The 15767-nt window shown below is 71.2% G+C and carries 13 protein-coding genes; 4 read left to right on the top strand and 9 right to left on the bottom strand.

Annotated elements, in window-relative coordinates; translation table 11 throughout:
• The first annotated feature begins 108 nt into the window (after nucleotides 1–108).
• Complete coding sequence (locus ACFYO9_RS13875) at nucleotides 109–1323, top strand: MFS transporter (RefSeq protein WP_358704743.1); 1215 nt, start codon at nucleotides 109–111, stop codon at nucleotides 1321–1323.
• A gap of 244 nt (nucleotides 1324–1567) precedes the next feature.
• Here ACFYO9_RS13875 and ACFYO9_RS13870 read toward each other — a convergent pair whose 3' ends face one another.
• The 3 genes from ACFYO9_RS13870 to ACFYO9_RS13860 form a co-directional block, all read right to left on the bottom strand.
• Nucleotides 1568–3328 (bottom strand): NAD+ synthase, encoded by a 1761-nt coding sequence (locus tag ACFYO9_RS13870; RefSeq protein ID WP_355817549.1) that lies wholly within the window; start codon nucleotides 3326–3328, stop codon nucleotides 1568–1570.
• Nucleotides 3329–3431: 103 nt separating this feature from the next.
• Nucleotides 3432–5105 (bottom strand): multicopper oxidase family protein, encoded by a 1674-nt coding sequence (locus tag ACFYO9_RS13865; protein WP_355817693.1) that lies wholly within the window; start codon nucleotides 5103–5105, stop codon nucleotides 3432–3434.
• Nucleotides 5106–5285: 180 nt separating this feature from the next.
• Nucleotides 5286–5768, bottom strand: coding sequence for a hypothetical protein (locus tag ACFYO9_RS13860; RefSeq protein ID WP_355817551.1), 483 nt, complete (start codon nucleotides 5766–5768; stop codon nucleotides 5286–5288).
• Nucleotides 5769–5838: 70 nt separating this feature from the next.
• On the opposite strand from ACFYO9_RS13860, the gene ACFYO9_RS13855 reads away from it, so the two are divergent.
• Nucleotides 5839–7314 (top strand): APC family permease, encoded by a 1476-nt coding sequence (locus ACFYO9_RS13855; protein WP_355817554.1) that lies wholly within the window; start codon nucleotides 5839–5841, stop codon nucleotides 7312–7314.
• Nucleotides 7315–7348: 34 nt separating this feature from the next.
• On the top strand, nucleotides 7349–8101 hold the full coding sequence (locus ACFYO9_RS13850; protein ID WP_355817557.1) for a DUF998 domain-containing protein: 753 nt from the start codon (nucleotides 7349–7351) through the stop codon (nucleotides 8099–8101).
• Nucleotides 8102–8171: 70 nt separating this feature from the next.
• Here the strand turns inward: ACFYO9_RS13850 and ACFYO9_RS13845 are convergent, their stop codons facing one another.
• The 4 genes from ACFYO9_RS13845 to ACFYO9_RS13830 all read right to left on the bottom strand — a co-directional run bounded on the left by ACFYO9_RS13845 (nucleotide 8172) and on the right by ACFYO9_RS13830 (nucleotide 12783).
• Entirely contained in the window at nucleotides 8172–9224 is a 1053-nt protein-coding gene (locus tag ACFYO9_RS13845; RefSeq protein ID WP_355817560.1) for a LacI family DNA-binding transcriptional regulator, read from the bottom strand.
• A 124-nt stretch (nucleotides 9225–9348) separates the two neighbouring features.
• Complete coding sequence (locus ACFYO9_RS13840) at nucleotides 9349–11001, bottom strand: extracellular solute-binding protein (RefSeq protein WP_388666264.1); 1653 nt, start codon at nucleotides 10999–11001, stop codon at nucleotides 9349–9351.
• Nucleotides 11002–11035: 34 nt separating this feature from the next.
• Nucleotides 11036–11899 carry a carbohydrate ABC transporter permease gene (locus ACFYO9_RS13835; protein ID WP_355817696.1) on the bottom strand — a complete coding sequence of 288 codons (864 nt, stop codon included), beginning with the start codon at nucleotides 11897–11899 and terminating at the stop codon, nucleotides 11036–11038.
• Between the two features lie 29 nt (nucleotides 11900–11928).
• Nucleotides 11929–12783 (bottom strand): ABC transporter permease subunit, encoded by an 855-nt coding sequence (locus ACFYO9_RS13830; RefSeq protein WP_355817698.1) that lies wholly within the window; start codon nucleotides 12781–12783, stop codon nucleotides 11929–11931.
• A 299-nt stretch (nucleotides 12784–13082) separates the two neighbouring features.
• On the opposite strand from ACFYO9_RS13830, the gene ACFYO9_RS13825 reads away from it, so the two are divergent.
• The gene (locus tag ACFYO9_RS13825; RefSeq protein ID WP_358772999.1) at nucleotides 13083–14129 is read left to right on the top strand and encodes a hydroxyacid dehydrogenase; all 1047 of its coding nucleotides are present in this window, start codon (nucleotides 13083–13085) and stop codon (nucleotides 14127–14129) included.
• Between the two features lie 263 nt (nucleotides 14130–14392).
• On the opposite strand, the gene ACFYO9_RS13820 is transcribed toward ACFYO9_RS13825, so the two are convergent.
• Together ACFYO9_RS13820 and ACFYO9_RS13815 are read right to left on the bottom strand one after the other, a co-directional pair.
• Nucleotides 14393–15013: a DUF305 domain-containing protein gene (locus tag ACFYO9_RS13820; RefSeq protein ID WP_358772997.1), complete on the bottom strand. Its 621-nt coding sequence runs from the start codon at nucleotides 15011–15013 to the stop codon at nucleotides 14393–14395.
• The gene (locus ACFYO9_RS13815) at nucleotides 15013–15675 is read right to left on the bottom strand and encodes a DUF3105 domain-containing protein (protein ID WP_355817569.1); all 663 of its coding nucleotides are present in this window, start codon (nucleotides 15673–15675) and stop codon (nucleotides 15013–15015) included. Before ACFYO9_RS13815 ends, ACFYO9_RS13820 begins: the two co-directional genes overlap by 1 nt.
• Nucleotides 15676–15767: the final 92 nt, after the last annotated feature.

The following is a 15767-nucleotide window of genomic DNA, read 5'->3' as shown; positions in this document are numbered from 1 at the left end:
CGTAGCGGCCCCACGGAATACTCGGTACGGGGGAGTTTGTTCCGTACGTGAACTTACGGATGTCCCGCTCTCCGTACACCCCCTGTTTTCCGTGGAAGGTACTTCTTCATGCCCCTGGCCCTGCTCGCCCTCGCCGTGGGCGCCTTCGGCATCGGCACGACCGAGTTCGTGATGATGGGCCTGCTGCCCAACGTCGCCGACGACCTGCACATATCCATCCCCGTCGCGGGCCATCTGGTCTCCGCGTACGCGCTGGGCGTGGTCATCGGCGCCCCGCTGCTCGCCGCCGTCACCGCGAAGCTGCCGCGCCGCCGCGTCCTCATCGGCCTGATGGTGCTCTTCGTGGTCGGCAACGCCCTGTCGGCCGCCGCCCCCGACTACCACCTCCTGATGGCCGCCCGCTTCCTCAGCGGACTGCCGCACGGTGCCTTCTTCGGCGTCGGCGCGGTCGTCGCCACCGGGCTCGTCGGTCCTGAGCGCAAGGCCCGCTCGGTCTCCCTGATGTTCCTCGGCCTGACCGTCGCCAACATCGTGGGCGTCCCGGTGGCCACCGCCATGGGGCAGCAGCTCGGCTGGCGCGCCACGTTCCTCGCGGTGAGCGCCATCGGGCTCGCGGCCATCGCCGCCCTCGCCCTGCTGGTCCCCGCGGACCACGGGCACGGCGACGGGGCCGGCCTGCGCGGCGAGCTGCGGGCGCTGCGCAGCGCCCCGGTGTGGCTGGCGCTCGGCACCACGGTCGCCGGCTTCGGCGCGCTCTTCTCCGCGTACAGCTACATCACGCCGATGCTGACCGACGCGGCGGGCTACGCCGAGTCCAGCGTCACCCTGCTCCTCGCGCTGTTCGGCGTGGGCGCGACGGCGGGCAACCTGCTGGGCGGGCGCCTCGCCGACCACTCCCTGCGCGGCACGCTCTTCGGCGGCCTGATCTCGCTTGCCGTGGTCCTGGCCTTCTTCCCGCTGCTCATGGGCGCGGCCTGGAGCGCGGCGGTCGGCGTCGCGCTGCTCGGCATGGCGGCGTTCACGACGGGCTCGCCGCTGCAGCTCATGGTCATGGAGAAGGCGTCCGCGGCCCCCTCGCTGGCCTCGTCCGCCAACCAGGGCGCGTTCAACCTCGCCAACGCGGGCGGCGCCTGGATCGGCGGCCTCGCCCTCGCGGCGGGCTTCGGCGTCACGTCCCCCGCGGTGACCGGCGCCCTCCTCGCGGTCCTCGGCCTCGCGGTGGCGGGCCTGGCGTACGCGGTGGACCTGCGGAGGGGCCCCGTGCCGGGTGCGGAGCGCGTGGTGGCTTCATCGACGGAGCAACGCGAGCCGGCCCACCACTGACACCGGCGCCCCGAGAGCCCCGTGCGGTGCGGGGCAAACGGGCGGGCGGGCGGGAAGAAAAGTGGACCTGCGGAGGGGCCCCGTGCCGGGTGCGGAGCGCGTGGTGGCTTCATCGACGGAGCAACGCGAGCCGGTCCACCACTGACACCGGCGGCGCCCCTACGGTCCCGTGCGGTGCAGGGCAAACGGGTGGGCGGGTGGGAAAAGATCCGCCGCGAAGCGGCGGCTCAATAGACCGCCCACCTCAGCCGGAGGCGGCCTCGCGCCAGCGGTTGGTGATCGGCAGGCGGCGGTCCTTGCCGAAGCCCTTCGCGGAGATCTTCGTCCCCGGCGGGTACTGGCGCCGCTTGTACTCGGCCGCGTCCACCATCCGCAGCGTCCTGGTGACGAGCTCACGGTCATGGCCGGCGGCCACGATCGCGTCGGCGCCCTGGTCGCGGTCGACGTAGAGCTCCAGGATCGCGTCGAGGACCGGGTAGTCGGGGAGCGAGTCCGTGTCGACCTGGTCGGGGCGGAGCTCGGCGCTCGGCGGCTTGCTGATGGAGTTCTCCGGGATCGGCGGCGTCTGCCCCCGCTCCTGGGCCGCGCGGTTGCGCCACTTGGCGAGCCGGAAGACCGCCGTCTTGTAGACGTCCTTGATCGGGCCGTACGCGCCGACGGAGTCGCCGTACAGCGTCGAGTACCCCACCGCGAGCTCGGACTTGTTGCCCGGCGCGAGCACGATGTGGCCCTCCTGGTTGGAGAGCGCCATCAGCAGGGTGCCGCGCAGCCGGGACTGCAGGTTCTCCTCGGCGAGGCCGGTGAGCCCGAGCGAGCCCATGTACGCGTCGAACATCGGCGCGATCGGCACGGTGCGGAAGTTGAGGCCCGTGCGCCGGGCCAGTTCCTCCGCGTCGCCGATGGAGTGCTCGGAGGAGTAGCGGGACGGCATGGCGACGCCGTACACGTTCCGGGCCCCGAGCGCGTCGCACGCGATGGCGGCGGTGAGTGCCGAGTCGATGCCGCCGGACAGGCCGATCAGGACGCCGCCGAACCCGTTCTTCGCGGCGTACGCGCGCAACCCCACGACCAGCGCCGAGTACACCTCCTCGGTGTCGTCGAGCCGCTCGGCGTACCCGCCGGTGAGTTCGGCGTCGTACGCGGGCAGCGGCTCCGCGGAGAGCGTGACGTGCTCGATGCGCAGCCCGTCGTCGACGGCCCCGGCGGGCGGCTCGGGCGCGGCGGCCGGCAGCTCCAGGTCGAGCACGACGCACCCCTCGGAGAACTGCGGGGCCCGCGCGAGGACGTCACCGTCCTTGTCGACGACGATCGAGTCGCCGTCGAAGACCAGCTCGTCCTGTCCGCCGGTCATCGCGAGGTACGCGGTGGTGCAGCCGGCCTCCTGGGCCCGCTTGCGGACGAGTTCGAGCCGCTGGTCGTCCTTGTTCTGCTCGTACGGCGATGCGTTGACGGAGAGCAGCAGCCCCGCCCCCGCGGTGCGGGCCGCCGGGACCCGGCCGCCGTCCTGCCAGAGGTCCTCGCAGATGGCGAGCGCCACGTCCACGCCGTGCACCCGCACCATCGGCAGGGTCTCGCCCGGCACGAAGTAGCGGAACTCGTCGAAGACGCCGTAGTTGGGGAGGTGGTGCTTGGAGTACGTCAGGACCGCCTCGCCGCGGTGCAGCACGGCGCCGGCGTTGCGCGGGGCGCCGGCCGGCTGGCCGAACTTCGGCTTGGCCTCCTCGGTGCGGTCGAGGTAGCCGACGACGACCGGCAGCTCCCCGAACCCCTCGTCCCGCAGCCGCTCCGCGAGCGCGCGCAGCGCCCGGCGCGAGGCATGGACGAAGGACGACCGCAGGGCGAGGTCCTCGACGGGATAGCCCGTCAGCACCATCTCGGGGAACGCGACGAGATGCGCTCCCTGCTCGGCGGAGTGCCGGGTCCAGCGGACGATCGCCTCGGCGTTCCCGGCGAGATCGCCGACGGTGGAGTCGATCTGATTCAGGGCGAGGCGTAGTTGAGGCACGCGGCCAGTGTAATCGTCAGAGCGACGCGATGTCCTGGTGGACGGCGTGGGGGGCGGTGTGGGGCGCCCCGCGCGAGGCGCCCCGTTCCGTCCCCTCCGGGGGCTAGCGGCGGTAGCCGAGCACCGTCATCATGCCTGCCTCCGCGTGGTAGACGTTGTGGCAGTGGATCATCCACTGGCCCGGGTTGTCCGCGTCGAAGTCCACCGACAGGGTGCCGTTCGGCAGGACGATCGCGGTGTCCTTGCGGGGCCCGGCGGCCGCCCCCGCCAGGGCGAAGGTGTGGCCGTGCAGATGGACGGGGTGCCACATCGCCGTCGCGTTGGCGAAGGTGAGGCGGACCCGCTCGCCCGCGCGGACGGGGTGGCGCCGGCCGGGGGAGTAGGGCTTCCCGTCGAACGCCCAGTCGTACGCGGCCATGCCGCCCGTCAGCCGGAGCCTGATCGTGCGGTCGGGTGCGCGGGCCGGCAGGGCGACGGACGCGTGCGCCCGCAGCTTGTCGGCCGTCAGGAGCCGGCCCCGCAGCTCCGCGGGGCGGGTCGACGCCGTGGGCGCGCGGCCACCGCCCGTGCGCAGCACCGCGAGCGCCGCCGCCTTCTTGCCCTCGGCCACTGCCGTCAGCGGGAAGACGCCGTCCTTGGCGGTGACCAGGACGTCGTACCGCTCGCCCATGCCGAGGAGCAGCGCGTCCGTCGTCGCGTGCCGCACGGGCGAGCCGTCCGTGTGCGTCACCGTCATCTCGTGGCCGCCCAGCGCCACGCGGTAGGCGGTGTCGCCGCCGGCGTTGATGACGCGCAGCCGGATGCGGTCGCCGGGGCGGGCGCGGAACTGCGAAGGCGCCTTCGCCGTACGGCCGTTGATCAGGTGGTGCGGATAGGCGACGTCACCCGCGTCACCGCCGAGCAGCTCGCTCCGGGCGCCCATCATCATCCGGGAGGGACCGGACGGCGCGGACGGCGCGGACGGCGCGGGCGAACCGGGGGAGGGCGCGGTCCGCCGGGACATGTCCGCCATGTCGTGGCCGCCCCCGTGTCCACCGCCGGGTCCGCTGCCGTGACCGCCCCCGCCCATGTCGTGGTCCGGCATGCCGCCGCTTAGCTCCGCGAGGACGCCGTCCGGGGTCGAGCCGTCCACCCCGTCGACCCAGTCGTCCAGGACGATCACCCACTCCTTGTCGTACCGCAGCGGCTCCCTCGGGTCCTCGACGATCAAGGGGGCGTACAGGCCGCGGTCCTGCTGGGTGCCGGAGTGCGGATGGAACCAGTACGTCCCCGGGTGCGGCACCGCGAAGCGGTAGGTGAAGTCCGCGCCGGGGGCGATGCTCCTCTGGGTGAGGCCGGGGACGCCGTCCATGTCGTTGCGCAGGGCGATGCCGTGCCAGTGCAGGGACGTGGCCTGCGGGAGGTGGTTGGCGAGCGTGAGGGCGAGGGTGTCGCCCGCGGTGACACGGACCTCCCTGCCGGGGAGCCGGTCCCCGTACGCCCAGGTTTTGACCTCGGGGCCGCCCAGGTCGAGCCGCGTCTCCACGGCCGTCAGCCGCACCTCGCGGATCCGGCCGCCCCGGCCGCGCTTCCTCTCGGCCGCCGCGACCTCCGGGCCCGCCGGGTCCACATAGCCCTCGGGGCCGGGCGCGCCGCCTCGGTCGTGGTGCCCGGAGCCGCCGCCCGGGTCGGAGTCGGAACAGGCCGACAGGAGGCCGGCCCCGGCGACGGCCGCCGCGGCGCCGAACAGGGTGCGGCGTGCGGGGGCGTACGGGGCGCGGGTGACGTCTTCGTGCATGGCTGGCGTGGCGGACAGGACCGGCCTGTCTGGCGAAACGGGCATGACTGGTGACACCTCGTCGTGGTGGTGCGTGCAGACGGACGCATCTGCTGCTCCCGGCGCACCGCTCGACGCCCGCGGGTTCCCCTCGGGACCCCGCGCACTTCTGCGGGCAGCACGGAACAGCCGGTGCGCGGCCTAAATGCGCAGCACCGACAGGTGGGCGAGGAGTATGCGGGGCGGCGGCGGGTCGGGCCGCAGGGCGTGCCGGATGCGCCGGGGCGCGGGCGATGGGGCGAACGCTCCACCCGGGCGCAGCAGTCCGGCCCGTACGAGCAGGAGGAGCGTGACGGCGCCGAGCACCGCCAGACACACGGACAGCGGATCCATGCTCATTCCGCCGTGCGGCGCGGGGTCGGCCGCGACCGTCACCGCGACCCGGCCGCCGCGCTCACCGAGACCGCGCTCACCGAGAGCGTGGCCCCCGAGGCCGAGGCCACCGGGGTCATGCCCAGCACCGAGCTGCCGCCCCATCGCCATCGACGACGCCCCGGCCGCGGGGGCCGCGCCCTCATGACCGCCCGAGGGATGCCCCAACGTATGCATCGTCACGATCCCGAAGAGCAGCGCGGCGAGCAGCAGCAACTGCCCGTACCCCGTGCGGCCCCGCGTCCTCGCCATGCCGCGAACCCTACCCCCACCGGGTATCCGGCGACATGCGGCCCCCCGGCACTCCGACGATCATGAGCGCATGACAAGTCAGGACGAACCGGTGCGAATCCGTGAAGGGGAACTGCCGGAGCCGGACCCTGCCATTCCGCGGCAGTTCATCTCCTGGGTGACGCTCGCGCTCATGACCACCGCCTCCGTGGCCAGCCTGCGCCCGTCGCCCTCGATGGCCATCTACGGCCTCGCGGCGGTCTTCCTCTATCTGCTGCCCGCCGTGGTCTTCCTGCTGCCCACCGCGCTCGTCGGCGCCGAACTCGCCTCCGGGTGGCCCGGCGGCATCTACCGCTGGGTGAGCGAGGCGCTGGGCAAACCGCTCGGGTTCCTCGCCGTGTGGTGCCAGTTCGCCATGACCATCGCGTACTACCCGAGCCTGCTCGCCTACGTCGCCTCGACGTTCGCGTACGTCATCCATCCGGACCTCGCCGAGAACGGCCCGTACGTGGCGCTCGTCATCGTCGTCATCTACTGGACGGGCGTCTGGATCACCTGCCGGGGGACGCGGACCGTCGCCGGCCTCTCCTCCCTCGGTCTCGTCATCGGCACCCTCGTCCCCGGCGTCGTCCTGGTCGTCCTCGGACTCGTCTTCCTGGGGCAGGGCAACCCGTCCGCGGCCCCCATGAGCACCGACCACTGGCTGCCCCCGTGGACCGGCCTCGCCAGCCTGGTCCTCATCGTCAACAACTTCCTCTCCTACGCGGGCATGGAGATGAACGGCGTCCATGTGTCGTCGCTGCGCCACCCGCGCTCCCAGTACCCGCGCTCGATCTTCCTCGCCACCGGCCTGGTCCTGCTGATCTTCATCCTTCCGGCCCTGGCCATCAGCTGGGTCATGCCGTCGAAGGAACTCAGCCTCACCGCAGGGCTGATGCAGGCCTTCCAGGCCTTCTTCGACCACTTCCACGTCGGCTGGCTGACGAAGGTCGTCGGCGTGATGCTCGTGACGGCCGCGCTCGGCGGCATGCTGACCTGGCTGGCCGGGCCCGCGAAGGGGCTGGTGACGCTGGCGCGGCAGGAGGGTTATCTGCCGCCCGTCCTGCAGAAGTTCAACAAGGCGGGCGTCCCCCGGAACATCATGGTCGCGCAGGGCGTCGTGACGACCCTGATCGGCGTCCTCTACGCCTTCAGCTCCGACGTCTCCAGTGCCTACTGGATGTTCTCGGTCATCACCGTGCAGATCTACCTCATCGCGTACCTGCTGATGTTCGTGGCCGTCGTACGGCTGCGGAAGGCGCAGCCGGAGGTGGAGCGCGGCTTCGTGGTGCCCGCCGTGACCTTCGTCGCCACCGTCGGATTCGTCGCCTCGGTCGTGGCGCTGGCCATCGGCTTCGTGCCGCCCGACCAGTTCGGCGAGGGGCCCCTGTGGCGCTACCTGCTGATCGTCGGCGGCGGCCTCCTCGCGCTCGGCGTCCTGGCCCCCGCGGCCTTCCTCAAGTACCGCAAACCCAGCTGGATCCATCCCGAACATCGGTCGGCACATGCGCCTGAAAAGCATCTCTGACGCGTCCTCCCCCTCGACGACGGCAGCCGCGTCCATGACCCCGCAGCAACCGTGGCGAGCGGGGCGGGGGCTGCGGCGCGGCCCGGCACTCGCGCGCGTCCTCGCCGTCCTCCTCCTGGCCGGCGCCCTCGCCTACAGCGCCTGGCTCACCGAGACCTTCCTGCCGGCGGGGCTCTCACCGCGCACCTCGTACGTCAGCGAACTCGCCGCCTCCGACCAGCCGTACGGGTCCCTCTACCGCACCGCGGACCTCCTGGCGGGGCTCCTGGTCCTCGCGGCGGCGCTGGGCGCGCTGCGGTGGCTCCCGCGCGCGGGGCGGTGGTCCGCGGTGGGCTGGGCGGCCCTCGCGCTGTTCGGCGCCGCCACGGCGGCCGACTCGCGGCTGCCGCTGAGCTGTACGCCGACCGCCGACGCCGGGTGCGTGGCGCGCGAGGGGGCGGGCGCCGTCCCGTGGACGCACTCCGCGCACGTGGTCAGCAGCGGCCTGGCGGTCACGGTGGCGCTGGCCGCGATGGTGCTGCTCACGGTGGCCGCGCGGCGGGGCGAGGCAACGCCGTACGCACGTTCCGCGCGGGGTGCGCTCGCCCGTCTCGGCCCGGGCGTGGTCGTGCTCGAACTGGCCGCCACGTGCTGGACGCTGACGTCCATCGCTGCGTTCGAGGCGGGGCGGGGGACCTGGTGGCTCGGGATCGGACAGCGGCTCCAGGTGCTGGGCATCGCGGTGTGGCTGGTGGTGCTGGCGGGGTCGGTACTGACGACGACGACCGTGCCGAAGGGGCCCTCTTGAGGAGCGCGGCGGAGGCCCGGACGGCACGTCGCACCGCCCCATACGTCACGTCGCACACCCATCCCGGACGTCACGTCCCGGGCGCAGCCCTTCGTACGCTCTCCCTGATCACGATGTGCGTGCCCAGGACATGGCGTTCCTGGCCCGTCCTCGTCGTGCCGGCAAGCGCGCGGCGTACCGCCGTGCGGCCCATCTCCTCGGCGGGGATGTGCACGGTCGTCAGGCCGGGCGTGATGTCCGCCGCGACCGGATCGTCGTTGTAGCCGACCACCGACATGTCCTCCGGGACCCGCATCCCGTACTCCCGCAGCGCGATGATCGCCGCCGCCGCGGCCCGGTCGTCGCCCGCGAAGACCGCCGTGAACTCCGGCTTGCCGTCCGCCGCGGCGAGGAGCTCCCGCATCGCCTGGTAGCCGTGGTTCTGCCCGAACCCGGTCCCGTGCAGGACCGCGTCGGACCGGGGCACCCCGTGGTCGTCCAGCGCCCGGAGGAAGCCGGCGAGACGGTCCTCGCCGGTCGTGTTGCCCGGCTCGTAGCCGAGCAGCGCGATCCTGCGGTGGCCCGCGCCCAGCAGGTGGCTGGTGACGGCGTGGGCGCCCGCCTCGTTGTCGTATTCGACGACCAGCGCCGGCATGTCGGGCGTCGGCGCCGGGCGTCCGCACAGCACGAGCCGGGAGCCCGCCGCGGCGAGCGCCTCCGCGTACCGCGCCATCCGCCGCCGGTACTCGTCGTCCTGGACGGCGCCGCCCACCAGCATCACGGCCTCCGCGGCCTGCTCCCGCATCATCTGCACCAGCGCGAGCTCCCGCGCCGGATCGCTGCCCGTGGACGCGACCAGCGTGAGCCGGCCCCGCTGCGCGGCCTCCACCTCCACGCCCTGCGCGACCTGCGCGTAGAACGCCCCCACCACGTCGTACATGAGCACCGCGATCGTCTTGCGGCCCGCGCCCGCCAACGCGCGCGCGTGCGCGTTGGCGACGTAGTCGAGATCCTTGACCGCGCGCAGCACCTTGGCGCGCGACGCCGTGGACGTCGGGTAGTTGCCCGCGAGGACCCGCGAGACGGTCGCTACCGAGACGCCCGCGCGTGCGGCCACCTCGCGGATGGTGACCCGCTCACCCACTGTGTCTCCCTGGCCCGAACACCGACCGGCGGCCAACCCGCCGGTCCCGGGGCGCAGTTGCTCGCGCGGCACGCACCGCGCGGCGCCCCGCCCCGGACCCATCATCGCGCGCCCGACCGCCGGGTCAGTGCGCGGCCTCGTACTCCTTGAGGAACTCCTCCGCGGCCCGCTTGCCGCCCTGCGACTGCCACTTCGCGTAGATGCCGTCCCAGTCGGAGAGCTTCTTGCGGCCGGAGACGACCGCCGTCACGCCGTCCTCGATGACCTGCTGCATCGTGGCGCCCTGCCGGTTGAACGTCTCCGACATCAGACCCCAGTGGTCGTCCGGCACGAGGAGCGGGACGACCTTCTTCTCCCAGGCGTGCAGCCGCTTCGTGAGGTCGGGGAAGCCGGGGAAGTACAGCGGCTGCGGCGCGTCCATCAGGTAGGGGAAGGGCAGATTGGTCTTGGAGTCGATCAGGCCGGTCTCGGTGGCGACCGGGTCGCCGTCCTTGTTGTACGTGAAGTGGGTGCCCTCGACGCCGTAGTGCATCAGCTCGTACTCCTTCGAACCGAAGGGAGAGGCAAGCCAGTTGAGCACCCGCAGCATCAGCTGGACGCGGTCCTTGGAGGCCTTCTTGATGACGGTGTAGCCGAAGCAGCCGCGGTTCTGCTGGTAGACGGGCGTGGTGCCGTCGACCGCGTACGGCTCGGCGACGTCGAGGGTGAACTCGTCCTTGATCCCCTGGGCGTTGGAGATGACGGCGCCCCAGCCGTCCGTCATTGAGCGCACGGTGCCGTTGTAGAACTGGGTCTTCAGGTCCACCTGGGAGATCGAGGTGGCGTCGGGGTTGTACGAGCCGTCCTTGCGCAGCGCGGCCATGTACTCCAGGGCCGCCTTGAACGCGTCGGTGCCGTACATGTCGGTGGCCTTGCCGTTCTTGATCTGCCACTGGTTCGGCGCGCCGTGCCACATCGCGTGGTAGAGGTAGCCGTAGAAGCCGACGGTGGACGCGCCGAGTGCGGACTTCTTGTTCCGCGAGGCCTCCTTGGCCATCGTCCGGAAGTCGGGCGCGGACATGCCCGGCCGGTAGCCGGCGTCGTCGAACGCCTCGCGGTTGATGAACATCGCGCCCTGCACCTTGGCGCGCTCGATCGGCAGCCCGTAGAGGAGCCCGGCGATGCGGCCCATGCCCTCCCACGCGTACGTGGGGATGTTGGCGAGGTTGGGGTAGTCCTTCACCGCGTCGCCCGACAGGTGGTCGCTCAGGTCGGCGCACCGCGCCTTCACGAACTGCGACTCGCGCGGAAGGACGTACCCGCCGCCGAAGTTGATCATGTCGGGCAGGTCGTCGCCGGACATCAGCGTCGACATCTTCGCGCGGAAGTCCGCGTCCGGCACGACGGTGAACTCGACCTCGACGCCCAGGGCCTCGTTGACGGCCTGCCAGTACTTGTTGCGGCCGACCGGCTTCGGCGGGGTGCCGTAGGTGATGGTCATGACCCGGATCTTCTGCTTGCCGGTCCCCGGCTTCTCGGTCGACGCCCGCACCAGCTTCTCCGGGTACTTCGTGTACCCGGGCTGCACGCCCTCGCGGGTCGGGGCGAGGTCGGGGGCGGGGCCGTCGGCCGGTACGTACGTCGGCCAGGGCGTCACCTTCTTGCCCGCGTTGGAGACGTTGCCGCCGCCGCTGGAGTCGGTGGAGCAGGCGGTCAGGACGGACGGGGCGGCGAGCGCGGCGCCGCCGACGGCTATGGAGCGGAGCAGCGTGCGCCGCGACATCGAGGAACCGGACACGTGAAGGAGCCCTTCTGGAGGACGAGTTGAGGGATCAGCTCTTGATGGCGCCGGTGAGCACGCCCTTGGTGAAGTACTTCTGCAGGAAGGGGTAGACGAGCAGGATCGGCACGGTGGCGATCACCAGGACGGCCATCTGGGTCGTCTGCGGAGCGGAGACCATGCCGGCCTCGCTCAGACCGGTGTCGGCGATCTGGGAGCCGCCGATGACGTACGTGCGCAGGACCTGCGAGAGCGGCCAGTGGCCGGACTCCATGTAGATCGAGGCATGGAACCAGGCGTTCCAGTAGCACACCGCGTAGAAGAGGGAGACCACGGCGAGCGCCGCCTTGGAGAGCGGCAGCACGACGCGCCACAGGATGACCCAGTCACCGGCGCCGTCGAGCCGCGCGGCCTCGTACAGCTCCTCGGGTATCCCCTGGAAGAAGCCGCGCAGCACGATCAGATTGAAGACGTTGATGAGTACGGGCGCGACCAGCGCGGCATACGTGTCCATCATCCCCATGCCCTTGACCAGCAGGAAGGCGGGGATCATGCCGGGCGGGAAGAGGAACGTGAACAAGATCAGCAGCAGCACGGGCTTGCCCCCGAAGACACCGGGGCGGGCGAGGGCGTACGCGAGGAAGGTGGTGCACGCCAGCGAGAGGAGGGTGCCCACCAGGGTGAGCCCGACGCTGACGCCGAGCGCCTGGGTGACGATGCCGCCGTTGAGGATGGTGCGGTACGCGCGCAGCGTCGGATCGCCGGGCCACAGCACCCAGCCGCCGTTGTCCACGACCTCCCGGTTGGAGGCGAGCGAGGTCGAAATGATGACGAGGAACGGGATCAGTACGAGCGCGAGGACCACCGTCACCGCGACCGCCTTGGCGGCCTTGGTGGCGAACCGCGGCTTCTCCATCCAGGCGGGCCTGGTGACTTGACCGGTACTCACTTGTAGACCCCCTGTTCGCCGAGCCGGTGGGCGATCCGGTTGGCGGTGAAGACGAGCGCCGCGCCGACGACGCCCTTGAACAGACCGGCGGCCGCCGCGTATCCGGTGTCGCCGCCGACGATGCCCTGCCAGAAGACGAAGGTGTCGAGCACCTCGCCGACCTCGGGGCCCACCGACTGCCGCTGCAGCAGCATCTGTTCGAAGCCGACCGAGAGGATGTCGCCGAGCCGCATGATGAGCAGCAGGATGACGATGGGCCGGATGCTGGGCAGCGTGACGTGCCAGAAGCGCCGCCAGGGCCCGGCCCCGTCGATGGCCGAGGCCTCGTAGAGCTGCTCGTCGACCTGCATGAGCGCGGCGAGGAAGATGATCGTCCCCCAGCCGGCGTCCTTCCAGATCACCTCGATGACGACGAGCGGCTTGTACGCGTCCGGATTGCCGATGAGGTCGACGGTGTGCAGCCCCGAGTCGCTCAGGAACGTGTTCAACAGGCCCGTGTCGCTCAGCACTTGCTGGAAGAGCGCGACCACGACGACCCACGACAGGAAGTGCGGCAGATAGATCACGGACTGCGTGAAGCGGCGCAGCAGGTCCGAGCTCAGGCTGTGCAGGAGCAGCGCGAGGGCGAGCGGCGCGGGGAAGAAGAACACCAGCTGGAGCACGGCGATGAACAGGGTGTTCCAGGTGGCGTGCCAGAAGTCCGGGTCGCCGAACATCCGCGAGAAGTTCTCGGTGCCCACCCAGGGGCTGGCCCACAGGCCGTCGAAGGGGACGTACTCCTTGAAGGCGACCGCGTTGGCGACGAAGGCGCCGTAGTGGAAGACCAGGAAGTACACGAGCCCCGGCACCATGAGCAGCACCAGGACACGGGTGCGCTGAAACCGTTTCCACAGCTCACCGCGGACCGCTTTCCCACCACTTGACCCGCTATCGCGCCTGCCGGGCGGCTTCACCGCCTCGGTTTCCGCCCGTTCCTTCGTCACCGTCGGCACGGCAACCCCTCCGTCGTCGGAATAAGGTGCCCGGAATCTAAAGCGGTTACTGCGCCCGGTCAACCCCCCTTGTCTGCCTCTCTCTTGACCACGCTCCGGGATTGGTCCTAGCCTCCAGGCGCTGGTTGGTAATCGGTTACTACGAGGGACGGTCACGCGTGGCAGATCAGGCAGAGCGGACGGATCGACGAGAACGCCCCGGCGGCGCCCCACCGACCGCGACCCTGGCCATGGGCACGGAGGTGGCGGCCCGCGTCTTCCCCCAGGACCTACGCGAACGCCTTATGAAAACAGTCGAGTTGACGCGGCAAGCCCCCCTCTCCGGCTCGCTCACGACACCGGAGGCCAGGGCGGCCCTCGCCGAGACGGAAATCCTGATCACGGGCTGGGAATGCCCACCCCTGACCGCGGAGGTCCTGGCCCACGCCCCCCGCCTGAGGGCGGTCGTGCACGCCGCGGGCTCGGTCAAACCGATGGTGACGGACGCGGTCTGGGACCGCGGCATCGTCGTCTCATCGGCGGCGGACGCCAACGCGGACCCGGTGGTGGCGTTCACACTCGCGGCGATCACCTTCGCGGCGAAGGGCGCGCTGTCGACGGCGGCGAACTACTCCGCGGGCTGGCCCCCGTTCACCGAACGCACCGGCGCCGACGCCCGCACGATCGGCGTCATCGGCGCCTCCCGCATCGGCCGCAAGGTGATCGCGGCCCTGAAGACGTGGGACACGAACCCCCACATCCTGCTCACGGACCCCTACGTGAGCGAGGCGCAGGCAACAGCACTGGGCGTGGAACGGGTGGATCTCCCGGACCTGTGCCGCCGCAGCACGACAGTGACCATCCACGCCCCCCAACTCCCGGAAACGGACAACCTCCTGAACGGCGACATGCTCAAACTGATCCCGGACAACGGCACGGTGATCAACACGGCCCGAGGCGCCCTCCTGGACACGGAGGCGCTGGCACGCGAGTGCGGGGACGGCCGCCTGAACGCCTTCCTGGACGTGACACACCCGGAGCCCCTGCCCCCCGGCCACCCCCTGCTCCACCTCCCCAACGTCCTGGTCACCCCCCATATCGCAGGCGCACAGGGCAGCGAGGTACGAAGACTGGGCGAGTACGCGGTCGAGGAGGTGGAACGCTACGTATCAGGAGCGGGCCTGAGAGGCCGCCTACAACGCTCCGAACTCCACCGCCTGGCCTGAGGGCCAAACCAGGCACGGGAAACCCCGGCCGGCCGGCACCCGCGTACGAGACGGGAGGGGACGTGGGGGTATGTGCGCACGGAGCACCGAGCACGCTGTAGCAATGTTGTCCGCGAGGCGTGGCGAACAGTGGGTAGCGAGTACGCACATACCCCCGCGGCCCCGCACCCAAAAACGAACCCAAGGCGCGGACGCAAGCCCAAGGCGCCCCCGCCAGCAACCGCCCCGCCCCAGCACAGGAAACCGCCAAAGCAAGCGCGGCGCTACGGCTTGGCCCCCCGCCCCTTCAACATCCCCGTCATCAGCTCGATCTCCGACTCCTGCGACTCCACCATCCCCCGCGCAAGCCGCCGCTCCGCGGACACCTCACACCGCTCCACACAGCCCTGAGCCATGTGCACCCCACCCCGGTGGTGCCGGATCATCAGCCGCAGGTACAGGACCTCCGCCTTCTCGCCGCTCAGCTTCCCCAGCCGCTTGAGCTCCGCCCCCGTAGCCATGCCGGGCATCAACGCCCCGTCCTGCCCCGCCGGCATGTTGCCCATGCCCATCCACTCCATGGGCCCACCCTCGGGAACCTTCGGCAGCTCCCACAGATCGAGCCAGCCGAGCAGCATCCCGCGCTGATTGGCCTGCGTCTGCGCGATGTCGTACGCGAGCCGCCGCACCTCGACGTCGTCGGTACGGTCCCGCACGATGTACGACATCTCCACGGCCTGCTGGTGGTGGACCGACATGTCCTGCGCGAAGCCCGCGTCCGCGGACGAACGGGCGGGCGTGCCGCCGGAGTCGGAGTCGGTGGCGGCCACGGCAGCGGTGATGCCGCCCCCGGCGACGACCGCCGCGGCGACACAGCCGACGATCCAGTTCTTACGCAGTCTCACTACTGGGCCCGCCCCTGAGTGCACGCGGCCCCCGGCTCCGGCGTCTGCTTGCCCTGCACGTACGTGGAGAAGAACTGCGCGACCTTCGGGTCGTCCGCCCCGTCGACCGTGCGCTGGTGCGCCCACGCGGTCAGCATGACGGGATCCTTCTGGTCGGCGACGGGACTCATCAACGAGTAAGGCGTCGCCCGGACCTTCGCCTCGAGCTTCTTCAGGTCGCCCGGGTCCGCCTTGTCGTTGTAGGTGACCCACACGGCCCCGTGCTCCAGGGAGTGCACGGCGTTCATCTCCGGGATCGGCTTCTTGTAGACGTCGCCGTTGCAGTTCATCCACACCTGATTGTGGTCCCCGCCGACGGGCGGTGTCATGGGGTAGTCCACCGTCTTCGTGACGTGCGTACGGCCGAGTTTGCCCCACACCTTCTCGCCGTCCGAGGTGACCTTGTACTTGGGCCAGCCCTTCGCGTCGTCCTTGGAGCCGGAGTCGTCGTCGAGGGCGTTGGAGAAGAGGAAGAACCCACCCACGCCGAGCGCCGCGACGACGACCGCGCTGACGGTGATCATCAGGGCCCGGCCCCGACGGTCCCGTGCGCGCTCGGCCCGGCGCATCTCCTCTATCCGGTCCTTGCGGGAGACGTTGCTCGTGTTCTTGGCGGAACCCATGGTGTGTCCTCCTGCGACAGGGACGGACGGGACGACGGACGACGAACGGTGCGCTGATCGTAATGCGAGGGAGGGGGAATTTGAGGCCCGGA

This window comes from Streptomyces sp. NPDC005863 (assembly GCF_042871345.1).
In the GTDB taxonomy this organism is placed as follows: Bacteria; Actinomycetota; Actinomycetes; order Streptomycetales; family Streptomycetaceae; genus Streptomyces.
The sequence above is the reverse complement of the archived record's forward strand: the minus strand, read 5'-3'. Positions and strand labels throughout refer to the sequence as shown.

Coding starts and splice junctions, on each gene's coding strand:
- ACFYO9_RS13865 (WP_355817693.1), bottom strand. CDS start 5,105: ATGCACGAAGACGTCACCCGCGCCCCGTACGCCCCCGCACGCCGCACC.
- ACFYO9_RS13860 (WP_355817551.1), bottom strand. CDS start 5,768: ATGGCGAGGACGCGGGGCCGCACGGGGTACGGGCAGTTGCTGCTGCTC.
- ACFYO9_RS13835 (WP_355817696.1), bottom strand. CDS start 11,899: ATGGAGAAGCCGCGGTTCGCCACCAAGGCCGCCAAGGCGGTCGCGGTG.
- ACFYO9_RS13830 (WP_355817698.1), bottom strand. CDS start 12,783: ATGGTGCCGGGGCTCGTGTACTTCCTGGTCTTCCACTACGGCGCCTTC.
- ACFYO9_RS13850 (WP_355817557.1), top strand. CDS start 7,349: ATGACCCCGCAGCAACCGTGGCGAGCGGGGCGGGGGCTGCGGCGCGGC.
- ACFYO9_RS13875 (WP_358704743.1), top strand. CDS start 109: ATGCCCCTGGCCCTGCTCGCCCTCGCCGTGGGCGCCTTCGGCATCGGC.
- ACFYO9_RS13855 (WP_355817554.1), top strand. CDS start 5,839: ATGACAAGTCAGGACGAACCGGTGCGAATCCGTGAAGGGGAACTGCCG.
- ACFYO9_RS13815 (WP_355817569.1), bottom strand. CDS start 15,675: ATGGGTTCCGCCAAGAACACGAGCAACGTCTCCCGCAAGGACCGGATA.